The sequence below is a fragment of the Oricola indica genome (assembly GCF_019966595.1).
GTDB classification, from domain to species: Bacteria; Pseudomonadota; Alphaproteobacteria; order Rhizobiales; family Rhizobiaceae; genus Oricola; species Oricola indica.
The window spans coordinates 224,421-237,145 of the sequence record NZ_JAINFJ010000005.1; the positions used below are offsets into that span (position 1 = coordinate 224,421).

Below are 12,725 nucleotides of genomic sequence, written 5' to 3' on the forward strand. Positions count from 1 at the left end.
GGCATGTGCCGCCCTCTAATCCGTTTTCGACGACGAAGCGTGGATATCCTTTGACATCATTCTCTGAACTTGGACTTTCGCAAAAGGTCCTCAATGCCGTGGAAGCCGCTGGCTACACGGAACCGACGCCGATTCAGGCGCAAGCCATTCCGCATGCGATGGAAGGCAAGGACGTGCTGGGCATCGCGCAGACGGGCACCGGCAAGACCGCCTCTTTTGTTCTTCCGATGATCACGCGCCTCGAGCGCGGACGCGCCCGCGCCCGCATGCCGCGCACGCTGATCCTCGAACCGACCCGCGAACTCGCGGCCCAGGTCGAGGAGAACTTCAACAAATACGGCATCAACCACAAGCTGAACGTGTCGCTTCTCATTGGCGGCGTGTCCTTCGATGAGCAGGACCGCAAGCTGCAGCGCGGCGCCGACGTTCTGATCGCGACCCCCGGTCGCATGCTCGACCACTTCGAACGCGGCAAGCTGCTTCTGACCGGCGTCGAGATCCTCGTGATCGACGAGGCCGACCGCATGCTCGACATGGGCTTCATCCCGGATATCGAGCGCATCGTGAAGCTGATTCCCTTCACCCGCCAGACGCTGTTCTTCTCGGCGACCATGCCGCCGGAGATCACCCGGCTCGCGGACCAGTTCCTGCATTCGCCGGTTCGCGTGGAGGTATCCCGCGCGGCGTCCACCGCCACCACGGTGGAGCAGAAACTGCTGGGCGTATCGAAGAAGGACTACGAGAAGCGCGCCTCTCTGCGCGACCTGATTCGCAACCAGGCGGATCTGAAGAACGGCATCATCTTCTGCAATCGCAAGCGCGACGTCTCGGAACTGTTCCGTTCGCTCGACCGGCACGGCTTCTCCGTCGGCGCGCTTCATGGCGATATGGACCAGCGTTCACGCATGGCCATGCTGAAGGGCTTCAAGGACAACAAGATCCAGCTGCTGGTGGCTTCGGATGTCGCCGCGCGCGGTCTCGACATCCCCGACGTCAGCCATGTTTTCAACTTCGACGTGCCAATCCACGCCGAAGACTATGTCCACCGTATCGGACGGACCGGTCGTGCCGGCCGTTCCGGCGCCGCCTACACGCTGGTATCCAAGCCCGAAATGAAGCATCTCGACGCGATCGAGAAGTTGATCTCGACCGAGATCGAGTGGCTCTCGCCGATTCCGGAAGCCGGATCGGAGGAAGACGAGAAGGACGGGCGTCGCGGCCGCAAGGAACGCGGTTCGAAGCGCGGCAAGCGCGACCGTGGCGAAAAGCGCGAAACGCCGGTCGAAGCGGCAGCGGAAACCGTCGAAACCCAGGTCGAGGCGGAACCAGAGGCTCCGAAAGAGCCGGAAACGCGGAAGTCCAGATCGGAAAACAAGCCCGAGAACAGGTCCGACTCGCGTCCCGATCGCAAGGATCGCAAGCGCCGTGACAATGACGGCCCGGTGCCGGTCGGCTTCGGCGAGGAAATCCCGGCCTTCATGATGAACGGCCAATAGTTTTTCTGACATGAAACGAAAAACGCCCGGCATCGACCGGGCGTTTTTGATTCAGGATGCCGTGCGGGTCAGACAGCGCCGCGCGCTTCGGCCAGTTGCTTTAGATCGGCTGGTTTCAGTTCGACGGATTCACCGCACCCGCAGGCTGATGATTCGTTCGGGTTCTTGAAGACGAAACCGGTGCGCAGCTTGGTCACCTCGAAATCCATCTCGGTGCCCAGCAAATAGAGCATCGCCGCCGGATCGACCCAAAGATGCGCGCCGCCATGTTCGATATGGTCATCTCTGGAATCGGGCTCCGTCACGAGATCGACGGTGTATTCCATACCCGCGCAGCCGCCCTTCTTGATTCCCACGCGTACGCCCTTCGCGTCGTCGCCGGCGCGCGCCGAGACGATTTCCTTCACGCGGTCAGCCGCCGCATCGGTCATTGTCATGATGGCAAATGGCATGTTTTCATTCCCGGGTCTGCGTTCCATACGAATCTAGGCATGAAGTCCGTGCCTCGCAAGCACGGACCGGTTCAGTACCATCCGACCGCGATTTGCGCCTCTTCCGACATGCGATCCGGCGTCCAGGGCGGGTCGAACACCATGTCGACCTCGACATCCATCACGCCTTCAACCGTGCGCACGGCGTTTTCGACCCAGCCCGGCATCTCGCCGGCGACCGGGCAACCTGGCGCGGTCAGGGTCATGTCGATCTTCACCTTGCGGTCGTCCTCGATATCGACCTTGTAGATCAGGCCGAGTTCATAGATGTCGGCCGGAATTTCCGGATCGTAGACGGTTTTCAGCGCCGAGACGATGTCGTCAGTCATCCGCGCCAATTCCTCGCGCGGAAGCGTGGAGGCCTTCTCTCCGGCCTCCTCCGGTGCATCCGCATCGGTGATCGATGTTTCGTCTGTTTTGTGCTCTTCGCTCATCACTACCTCGTCAGCCGAAGAATGAGCGCGCCTTTTCAAGCGCCTCGGCCAGGATGTCGATTTCAGCCTTTGTATTATACATGCCGAACGATGCGCGGCAGGTCGATGTCGCACCGAAGCGCTGCAGCAACGGCTGCGCGCAATGTGTGCCGGCCCGAACCGCGACGCCCGAACGGTCGATCAGCATCGAAACGTCATGGGCATGGATGCCTTCCATCTCGAAGGACACGATGGCTCCCTTGTCGGGCGCGTTGCCGATGATCCGCAGCGAATTGATACGGCCGAGCCTCTCATGCGCATAGGCGCGCAATTCGGCCTCATGCGCCGCGATCGCTTCGCGGCCGATCGTTTCCATGTAATCGAGCGCGTGGCCGAGCCCGATCGCCTGGACGATCGGCGGCGTGCCTGCCTCGAAACGATGCGGCGGATCGTTGTAAGTGATGGTATCGACGGTGACTTCGCCGATCATCTCGCCGCCGCCCTGGAAGGGTTGCATGGCGGAGAGCCGATCCTTTTTGCCGTAGAGAACGCCGATACCGGACGGCCCGTAGACCTTGTGGCCGGTGAAGACGTACCAGTCGCAATCGATATCCTGTACGTCGACGGGCATGTGCACCGCGCCCTGGCTTCCATCGATCAGGACCGGGATGCCGCGCGCACGGGCGATCCGGCATACGTCCTTGACCGGAACGACGGTGCCGAGAACATTCGACATATGCGTGATTGCAACAAGCTTCGTGCGGTCCGTCAGGCACGCCTCGAACCGTTCAAGATCGAATACGCCCTCATCGTCGACCGGCGCGAAAACCAGCTTGGCGCCCTGCCGTTCGCGCAGGAAGTGCCATGGAACGATGTTGGAGTGATGCTCCATGATCGAGATGACGATCTCGTCGCCTTCTCCGATATTCGGTACGCCCCAGCCATAGGCAACCGTATTGATCGCCTCGGTGGCCGACTTGGTGAAGACGACCTCGTCAGCCGACGACGCGTTCAGGAAGGTCTTGACCTTGGCGCGCGCGCCCTCATAGGCGTCCGTCGCCGCATTCGACAGGAAATGCAGCCCGCGATGGACGTTGGAGTACTCGTTCTCGTAAGCGTGCGTGACCGCGTCGATCACCTGCCTCGGCTTTTGAGCGGAAGCGCCATTGTCCAGATAGACAAGAGGCTTGCCGTGCACCTGCCGCGCGAGGATTGGAAAATCCGCGCGGATCGCCTCGACGTCATAGGCCAGTGCCCCGGTGTCCGTTGTGGCGTCCATCGTCAACCGTTCATCTCCAACCAGTGGTCGAGGCGCGTCTCCAGCACCCCGATCAACCGCTCGTCGCCCAGTTCCTCGATGATCTCGGCGACGAAGGCCTTGATCAGCAGACCCTGCGCGATCTTCTCCGGGATACCGCGCGCCATCAAGTAGAACAGGTGCTTGTGGTCGATCTCGGCGACGGTCGCGCCATGCGCGCAAATCACGTCGTCCGCGAAGATCTCCAGTTCCGGCTTGGTGGAGAACCCGGCATCGTCGGATAGCAGCAGCGTGTTGCACGCCATCTGCGCATCGGTCTTCTGGGCGATCTGGTCGACACGGATCTGGCCCTGGAAAACGCCCTGCGCCTTGCCGGTGACAACGCTGCGCACCGTCTCGGTCGATGTCGTGTTCGGCACCAGATGGCCGAGCGACAGCGTGATGTCGCAATGCTGGGAATCGCCCAGCAGGTTGACGGCCCGGAACTGAAGGTCGGCGCCCTCGCCCAGCACATCGGCATTGATTTCCTGACGGACGAGTTTGCCGGAAAGATTGACGATGAAGAGTGTCAGCCGGGCGTCTTCCTCCAGCGTGATGTTGAGCTGTGCAAGGTGGTCCGACGCATCGCCGGTTTCCTGAACCGTGACCCAGGTCGCTTGTGCGCCCTTTCCCAGCTTCAGATCCGTTACCACGGTGCCAAGGGCTTCGGCGTCCGAACCGGCCTGGCGGTCATGGAAGGTCGCGGTCGCGCCCTCGCCCACGGTGACGGAATTGCGTACGTGAAGCTGGCCGCCATCATGCAGCGTTTGAAATTCAATCGGCTCGGCAATTTCCGCGCCGTCATCGACCTTGACCACGAACCCGTCGGTGACGAAAGCCGAGTTGATAAGGCCGATCGCATCATGAACGCCGTGATCGGCAATCGTCACGCCGGAAACATCAGCGCGCAGCGCGTCGGCCATGGCGCTGATCGACACGCCTTCCGGAGCCGCGATCGTGTCGATGCTCCCGTTCTTGATGACCTGACGCCACGATCCCATGACGAGACTTTCGAGATCGGCGACGTCTCCGGCTGCGTTATTGGTCGGCAGACGGGTCAGCAGACGGCGAAGGTCGGTATAGTGCCACGCTTCCACCCGTCGGGTCGGCAATCCGCTTTCCTTGATCGACTGGATCGCTCGGTCACGCAACTGCACCATTTCGGCATTGCCGGGAAGCGACCCGACAAGTGTGCCGAACTGCTCCACGAGCGCAGTCTCGGCCGCGGTGAGCGGCAGTTTCGACTGGACATTCATTCCGTCGTCTCCTTCCGCCTGCCTCAGGCCGCTTCGTTGATGATGTCGGCGTAGCCATTGGCCTCGAGTTCGTGCGCCAGAGACTTGTCGCCGGTCTTGACGATGCGCCCCTTCGACAGGACATGCACCGTATCCGGAACGATATAGTCGAGCAGGCGCTGATAGTGCGTGATCACGATGGTGGCGCGATCCGGCGAGCGAAGCGAGTTCACGCCGTCGGAGACGATCTTCAGCGCATCGATGTCGAGGCCGGAATCGGTCTCGTCGAGCACGCAGAGCTTCGGCTCCAGCAGCTTCATCTGGAGGATTTCCGCGCGCTTCTTCTCGCCGCCCGAAAAGCCGACATTGAGCGGGCGCTTCAGCATTTCCATGGAGATGTCCAGGCTGCCGGCGGCTTCCTTGACCACACGAATGAAATCCGGCGTCGTCAGTTCGCCCTCGCCGCGCGCCTTGCGCTGCTCGTTCATCGCGACCTTCAGGAACTGCATGGTCGCCACGCCCGGAATTTCCATCGGATACTGGAACGCCAGGAAAATGCCGGCGGCGGCGCGTTCGGCCGGATCCATTTCGAGAATGCTCTCGCCGTTGTAGAGGATCTCGCCTTCGGTCACCTCGTAATCCTCGCGCCCTGCAAGGATGTAGGAAAGCGTCGACTTTCCGGAGCCGTTCGGACCCATGATCGCGGCAACTTCGCCAGCCTTCACGGACAGGTTCAGGCCGCGGATGATCTCGGTGCCGTCCTCGGCGATGCGTGCGTGCAGGTTCTTGATCTCAAGCATGTCTTCTCTCACTCATAGTCCCGTCGCCGATCGCAGGACCGGCAGTAATATCGCAGCCACAATCCCCACGACAGCGCCGATCAGCGCGCGGCGGGGGCGTGTACCCAACAGGGGCGCGAATGCGGCGAGTGCGCCGCAGACAAGCCCGTAGAAAACCAGACCAACCGGATCGGCCAACATCAGACCGTCCTCCTTCGTCCCGAGGCGTCACCGCCCGCGACCGACAACAAGCCGGCCATGATTCCCAAGTTCTTGGTGAAGAGCTGGAATTGAATCGCAGCCTCTTCACCGCTCAGCACCCAGAACGGGTGCAAATACCAGTTCACGACCGCCACATAGGCGATCAATCCAAATGCAGCCGGAACAACCAGCTTGCCGAGGATGAGAGCCCCGCCCCCGGCTATCTGCGCCGCCATCGCGATGTAAACGAATGGCAGCGGTACGCTGAAACCGGCTTCCGCCAGCATCCCGACCATGTAATCGGTCTCCGCCATCTTCAGAATGGCCGAACCGACAAAGAAAACTCCGAACGCGATCCGGGCGATCGCGAGCAAAGTGTCAGCCAACAGAACCCTCGAGGCTGATCCCGATCAGCTTCTGCGCCTCGACAGCGAACTCCATCGGCAGTTCCTGAATGACTTCCTTGACGAAGCCGTTGACGATCAGCGCGATGGCCTCCTCTTCGGGAATGCCGCGCTGCATGCAATAGAACAGCTGGTCCTCGGAGATCTTCGAGGTCGTCGCCTCGTGCTCGAACTGCGCCGTCGCGTTGTTCGCCTCGATGTAAGGCACGGTATGGGCGCCGCATTCATTGCCGATCAGCAGCGAATCGCACTGCGTGAAGTTGCGCGCGTTTTCGGCCTTGCGGTGCGCCGAGACGCGGCCGCGATAGGTGTTGTTCGACTTGCCGGCGGAAATGCCCTTGGAAATGATGCGGCTCGACGTGTTCTTGCCGAGATGGATCATCTTGGTGCCGCTGTCGATCTGCTGCGCGCCGTTCGACACTGCGATCGAGTAGAACTCGCCGCGCGAATTGTCTCCGCGCAGGATGCAGGACGGGTACTTCCAGGTGATCGCCGAACCGGTCTCGACCTGCGTCCAGGAGATCTTGGAGTTCTTGCCCCGGCAGTCACCGCGCTTGGTGACGAAATTGTAGATGCCGCCCTTGCCCTCGGCATCGCCCGGATACCAGTTCTGCACGGTCGAGTATTTGATCTCGGCATCGTCCATGGCAACCAGTTCGACCACGGCGGCGTGCAACTGGTTTTCGTCGCGCTGCGGCGCCGTGCAGCCTTCCAGATAGGAGACGTATGCGCCTTCCTCGGCGATGATCAATGTCCGCTCGAACTGGCCGGTGTTCTTCTCGTTGATGCGGAAATAGGTGGAAAGCTCCATCGGGCAGCGCACGCCCTTCGGCACATAGACGAAGGAGCCGTCGGTAAAGACCGCCGAATTGAGCGCGGCGTAATAATTGTCGGAGACCGGCACGACCGAGGCGAGATACTTTTTCACCAGATCCGGATATTCGCGGATCGCCTCCGAGATCGACATGAAGATCACGCCGGCCTTCGACAGTTCCTTCTTGAACGTGGTCACGACGGAAACGGAATCGAACACAGCGTCGACCGCGACCCTGCGCTCCTGAACGCCGGCGAGTATTTCCTGCTCCGCCAGCGGGATGCCGAGCTTCTCATAGGTCTTCAAAAGTTCCGGGTCGACCTCGTCGAGGGTCTTCGGCCCGGACATGCTCTTCGGCGCGGAATAGTAATAGAGATCGTTGAAATCAATCTTCGGATACTCGACGCGCGCCCAGGTCGGCTCTTCCATGGTCAGCCAGCGGCTATAGGCGTCGAGACGCCATTCCAGCATCCAGTCCGGCTCCTGCTTCTTTGCCGAGATAAAACGGATGATATCTTCGCTGAGACCCTTCGGAGCCTTGTCGCTTTCGATCAGAGTCTCGAAGCCGTACTTGTACTGGTCGACGTCAATCTTTCGGACCTGATCAATCGTTTCCTGTACCGCGGGCATTGCCGTCTCCGTTCATTCATTCCAGTTCCGGGCCGAACCCGGCTGCGTCCTCTATCACTCAAACTAGGTGATAAGCCACTTTTGAAAAGTTCTAAAGTGGAAAATATGACTCTTCCGTATATGTTTTAGCCGACTCGGAATCTCAAGCCCTCGCGAGTCGCTTTTCCGGCCTTGCGCGTTCGACGATTTTACCGAGTTCCCCGGCAAGGCGCGTGACCGCGTCCTCGCCCGTTCCCGGCGCAAAGGAAATGCGGATAGCGCCCTCATCGGATTCGACGCCCATCGCCGTCAGCACATGGCTGCGCCCCACCTTGCCGGAAGAGCAGGCAGACCCCGCCGAGACGGCGATTTTTGCAAGATCGAGCGCAATCTGGATCGTTTCGGCCTTTAGTCCCGGAACCGAGAAAAACACCGTGTTGGGCAGCCGCTCCACCGTGCCGCCGTGGATGACGGCGTCGGGTGCGATTTCGAGGATTGCCGCCTCGAATGCATCGCGGACGGGCATGCATGACGCAAACCGGTCCTGGCCGGCCATCGCGACATCGGCGGCCGCACCGAAACCCGCGATATTGGCGACAGCCTCGGTGCCGCCACGATGACCGCGCTCCTGCCCGCCACCGGAAATCAGCGGCATCGGCATCATCAGGTCGGACTGCGCGACAAGCGCGCCGGCGCCCTTCGGCCCGCCGATCTTGTGCGAAGACAGGATGAGGAAGTCACCGCAAGCATCGGCAATATCGATCGGAAGCCGGCCAAGTGCCTGCACGGCATCGACGACCAGAACCCCGCCATTCGCCTTGACCATGGCCGCGATTTCGCGCACCGGCTGGATCACACCTGTCTCGTTATTCGCCCAGTGAACAGCCACAAGCGGCAGACCCGTTGCCTTGTCGTGGCCGGCCAGCATGCGCTCCAAGGCATCCAGTTCCATCAAACCGGAGGGCTGGACAGGAAGTTTGACAACGTCCTCCGGTGCAAACTGTCCGCCTGCGAGAACGCAAGGGTGGTCCGCCGCGCACACATAGAGCTTCGAGAATTTGAGCGGGGAGCGGCCGAAAGAGAAGCGTGGTGTCAGCACGGTCGACGCCGCCTCGGTCGCACCGGAAGTAAAGACGACGTGGTCCGGCTTGGCGTTTACCAGCGCGGCCACGCTGCGTCGCGCTTTCTGGACAATCGCCTTCGCTGCGCGGCCGGCCGCATGGACCGAAGACGGGTTGGCCTCGATCTCGAGCGCGGCAAGCATGGCGTCGCGCGCCTGAGGCAGAAGCGGCGCCGACGCATTGTAGTCGAGATAAATCGCCTGCTTTCCCATAGCCATGGCCCGAAGAAACGATCAATTTCCTTGAATTTCGTGTTCCAAAAGCCGTATGACAGCGGCTTCGCGCGAACCAACGCCGATAGATTGGAACGTTTCTAATATTGTCATAGTGATGCCGCCTCCAACCGTCAACAGACCGGAAAAAGCGCGAATGCGCAGCCGGCGGCGCGCGGTCCGCACTGTCATGGAGTACTGATGCCAGAAGTTATTTTCACAGGCCCTGCCGGCCGGCTCGAAGGCCGTTACCAGCCTTCGCAGGAAAAAAACGCCCCCATCGCGATGGTCCTTCATCCGCATCCGCAATTCGGCGGCACGATGAACAACCAGATCATCTACAATCTTTTCTACATGTTCCAGAAGCGCGGGTTCACCACCCTGCGCTTCAACTTCCGAAGCATTGGCCGCAGCCAGGGCGAATTCGATCACGGCGCGGGTGAGTTGTCCGATGCCGCCGCCGCGCTCGACTGGGTGCAGTCGCTGCATCCGGACTCCAAGTCGTGCTGGATTGCCGGCTACTCCTTTGGCGCGTGGATCGGCATGCAACTGCTGATGCGCCGCCCGGAGATCGAGGGTTTCATTTCAGTTGCCCCGCAGCCGAACACCTACGACTTTTCGTTCCTGGCGCCCTGCCCTTCTTCCGGGCTGATCATCCACGGCTCCGAGGACAAGGTCGCCCCGCCGAAAGATGTTCAGGGACTGGTCGACAAGCTGCACACGCAGAAGGGAATCCTGATCACCCAGAAGACCCTGGAAGGCGCGAACCATTTCTTCGGAGATCACATGGAAACGCTGATGGCGGAATGCTCCGACTATCTTGATGCGCGCCTGCGCGGCGAACTGGTTCCCGAGACCGTCAAGCGGATCAAGTGACGCCGCGCGGACGATCCGCGCGCAGGCAGGGGCAACGCCAAGCATGACATCGACCGGCACCGTGCCAGTTTCGAAATCGGGCCTGGGCACGGCTATCCTGATCGCCGCTGCGGCGTTTCTCTTTTTTGCCGCGCTGACGCCCGCTATGCAGTTGTGGGACCGCGACGAAACTTATTACGCGCGCACTGCGCTGGAAATGCTGCGAACCGGAGATTGGCTTCTGCCGCGCTTCAACGGCACGGTCTTCGCCCACAAGCCGCCGCTGATGTTCTGGTTTATCGCGGAATCCGTATCGATTTTTGGCGAAAACGAGTTTGCCTATCGCCTGCCGTCTGTTCTGGGCCAGACGTTGACGCTGCTCTTTACATTTTTGATCGGGCGCCACCTTTTCTCCGCGCGGGTCGGGCACTGGTCGATGATCATTCTGGCGACCGCACTGATGCCGGCTTATCTCGCGGCCTCGGCGCAGATCGATTCGCTGCTGCTCGCCACTATCACCATGTCGATCTGGTGCTGGCTCGCCTTGCGGGAGGCCCCCGGCCGCGGAACTGCTCTTGTCTGGACAACGCTTCTTGCTCTTGCGGTGGGTCTGATGCTGCTTGCCAAGGGACCTGTCGGGCCGGCAATACTCAGCGCAACCATTCTCTGCACCTGGATTTTCGGCCCTGCACCGGCGCGCCCGACGCTGACCGAGTTCACGGGTCTCGTCGCGGCCGCGGTAACCGGCATCGCGCTGTTTCTCGTCTGGGCCATCCCCGCCAATGCCGCAAGCGGCGGCGAAATGCTGGACAAGGGCGTCGGCATTCATATTCTCGGGCGCGCATTCACGCCCATGGAAGGCCACGGCGGCAGTGGCGTTATCGGTTATCTTGCCACCTTACCGGTCTATCTTCCGGTGCTGTTCATCGGCTTCATACCCTGGGCGATCGATTTGCCCGGCGTGCTGGCATCGGCTACAAGCACAGCCACAGGCAAGCCAGCACGCGACCGCCGCTTCGCCCGCGCTGTGCTATTCGGATGGGCGGGCTCGACATTCATCTTGTTCACGCTGGTTGCTACCAAGCTGCCGCACTACATCCTGCCAATGTTCCCGCCGATTGCGATCCTGCTCGCTGCGCTGCATGTCAGCCGCTCCAAGGCACCGCCGCATAGCCAATTTTCTGCTGGCTTCTGGAGCAAGGCGACAGCGGCAGCCTTGGTTGCAATGCAGACCGGCACCGCAATAGCACTTGTTGCCCTCGCGTTTTTCCTGCCGACCATCGCGGCTAAACTGGCAAGCGCAACCGCGGCCGTCCTGATCATGGGTAGCCTCTATTTCTTCCTGCGTTTGCGCGCCAATGGCAAGTTCGAGCGCGCGCATCACGTCGCGGCCGCCAGCATGGCGGCATTCCTCGCTATTTTCTATTGGGGTGTCGCGCCGGAAATCGAGAAATTCGTCAAGCCGATGCCGGCCGTCGAGGCCGCGATCGCCGCCCATCAGCTCGGAGAGCTACCGATCTATGTTTCCGGCAGGATTGAGCCTTCGGTGATCCTCGCCGTAGATCCGCCGGCTTTCGAGGCCGCCAAAAAAATCGCCGACCCGCAGGCCGGGATTGTCGAACTCGCCGCCCGCGGGGAGGAAGCGGTCGTCCTCGTCATCCAGCGCGCATCAAAGAAACTCCGTCCCGAACAACTCGGCAATCACGCAAAAATCGTGTCTCAGCAGGAGTTTTTCGATATCAACGGCGGCGGCAGACGAAGCCAGGTTCAAATTGTGCACGTGACCGATGGACGCTGACACCAAAGAAGTGCACCGGTTGATCCAGATCCTGGTCCCGGTGTTTAACGAGGAAGGGTCGATCGACACGTTCTTCCGCGGCATTGCGCCGACGATCGCGGCAGTCACGGACCGCTATTCCGGTCTGCGGTTCGAATTCCTTTTCGTCAATGACGGGAGCCGCGACAGGACTGTCGATGCGATCCTCAACTCCGCCGAGCGTACCGTACCGGCGCAGGTCCTGACGCTGTCGCGAAATTTCGGCAAGGAAGCCGCGATCACGGCCGGGCTCGCCGAAGCCAACGCGGATTGCGCCATTATCATCGATGTCGATCTGCAGGATCCGCCCGAGGTGATCTCCGAAATGGTCGACCGCTGGGTAGCCGGCGCCAAGGTCGTCGTTGGAAAGCGCGTCGATCGCAGGGAAGACACGCTCGCCAAACGGTTGACGGCGCGTTGGTTCTACGGCCTTCACAACTCGATTTCCAACGTGAAGATCCCGACCGATGTTGGCGATTTTCGCTTGATCGATCGCGCCGTCATCGATGCCTTGAACGAATTGAAGGAAAACGGCCGCTTCATGAAGGGCTTGTTTGCCTGGGTCGGCTTTCCAACGGAAACCGTCGAATACAAGCGCCGCAAACGCGCAGTCGGCGAAAGTCGCTTCTCGGCATGGAAACTCTGGAGCTTTGCGATCGACGGGATCACCTCGTTTTCAAACGCGCCGCTCGTCATGTGGAGCTATATCGGAGCATTCATTTCCGCCACTTCGATCGCCTACGCCGCCTATATCGTCATCCGTACCCTCGTCTTCGGCATCGATGTACCGGGCTATGCGTCACTGCTCGTCGGGATGCTTTTCCTGGGCGGAATCCAACTCCTGGGGATCGGCATCATCGGCGAGTATGTCGGACGCATCTATTCTGAGGCGAAACGGCGGCCGCCCTACATCATCTCCGAGAAACACGAAACCAGAGCGGTTACCGACAAGGAAACCAAATCGCGTAGCAAGGCGACCTAG

The 12,725-nt window shown here is 60.8% G+C and carries 12 protein-coding genes; 4 read left to right on the forward strand and 8 right to left on the reverse strand.

Features of this window, described 5'->3' with window-relative positions; all coding sequences use genetic code 11:
- The first annotated feature begins 50 nt into the window (after positions 1–50).
- Positions 51–1,496 (forward strand): DEAD/DEAH box helicase, encoded by a 1,446-nt coding sequence (locus LC343_RS14850; RefSeq protein WP_223477940.1) that lies wholly within the window; start codon positions 51–53, stop codon positions 1,494–1,496.
- 68 nt (positions 1,497–1,564) lie between these two features.
- On the opposite strand, the gene sufA is transcribed toward LC343_RS14850, so the two are convergent.
- The 8 genes from sufA to LC343_RS14890 all read right to left on the reverse strand — a co-directional run bounded on the left by sufA (position 1,565) and on the right by LC343_RS14890 (position 9,078).
- Positions 1,565–1,948: a Fe-S cluster assembly scaffold SufA gene (gene sufA, locus LC343_RS14855; protein ID WP_223477941.1), complete on the reverse strand. Its 384-nt coding sequence runs from the start codon at positions 1,946–1,948 to the stop codon at positions 1,565–1,567.
- A gap of 71 nt (positions 1,949–2,019) precedes the next feature.
- Entirely contained in the window at positions 2,020–2,421 is a 402-nt protein-coding gene (locus LC343_RS14860; RefSeq protein WP_223477942.1) for an SUF system Fe-S cluster assembly protein, read from the reverse strand.
- 10 nt (positions 2,422–2,431) lie between these two features.
- Positions 2,432–3,679 (reverse strand): cysteine desulfurase, encoded by a 1,248-nt coding sequence (locus tag LC343_RS14865; protein ID WP_223477943.1) that lies wholly within the window; start codon positions 3,677–3,679, stop codon positions 2,432–2,434.
- 2 nt (positions 3,680–3,681) lie between these two features.
- Positions 3,682–4,953 (reverse strand): Fe-S cluster assembly protein SufD, encoded by a 1,272-nt coding sequence (sufD, locus tag LC343_RS14870; RefSeq protein WP_223477944.1) that lies wholly within the window; start codon positions 4,951–4,953, stop codon positions 3,682–3,684.
- A gap of 23 nt (positions 4,954–4,976) precedes the next feature.
- Positions 4,977–5,732 (reverse strand): Fe-S cluster assembly ATPase SufC, encoded by a 756-nt coding sequence (sufC, locus tag LC343_RS14875; RefSeq protein ID WP_223477945.1) that lies wholly within the window; start codon positions 5,730–5,732, stop codon positions 4,977–4,979.
- 179 nt (positions 5,733–5,911) lie between these two features.
- A complete protein-coding gene (locus LC343_RS14880; protein ID WP_223477946.1) occupies positions 5,912–6,286 on the reverse strand; it encodes a DoxX family protein in 375 nt (124 codons plus the stop codon).
- Positions 6,287–6,290: 4 nt separating this feature from the next.
- Positions 6,291–7,760: a Fe-S cluster assembly protein SufB gene (gene sufB, locus LC343_RS14885; RefSeq protein ID WP_223477947.1), complete on the reverse strand. Its 1,470-nt coding sequence runs from the start codon at positions 7,758–7,760 to the stop codon at positions 6,291–6,293.
- Between the two features lie 142 nt (positions 7,761–7,902).
- A complete protein-coding gene (locus tag LC343_RS14890) occupies positions 7,903–9,078 on the reverse strand; it encodes a cysteine desulfurase family protein (RefSeq protein WP_428982560.1) in 1,176 nt (391 codons plus the stop codon).
- A gap of 195 nt (positions 9,079–9,273) precedes the next feature.
- Here LC343_RS14890 and LC343_RS14895 point away from each other — a divergent pair, with 195 nt between their 5' ends.
- From LC343_RS14895 to LC343_RS14905, 3 genes are read left to right on the forward strand one after another with little or no spacing between them, the layout of a single operon-like run.
- A complete protein-coding gene (locus LC343_RS14895; protein ID WP_223477949.1) occupies positions 9,274–9,948 on the forward strand; it encodes an alpha/beta hydrolase in 675 nt (224 codons plus the stop codon).
- 43 nt (positions 9,949–9,991) lie between these two features.
- Entirely contained in the window at positions 9,992–11,725 is a 1,734-nt protein-coding gene (locus LC343_RS14900) for an ArnT family glycosyltransferase (protein WP_223477950.1), read from the forward strand.
- Positions 11,715–12,725: a glycosyltransferase family 2 protein gene (locus LC343_RS14905; protein ID WP_223477951.1), complete on the forward strand. Its 1,011-nt coding sequence runs from the start codon at positions 11,715–11,717 to the stop codon at positions 12,723–12,725. The genes LC343_RS14900 and LC343_RS14905 overlap by 11 nt, the downstream gene beginning before the upstream one ends.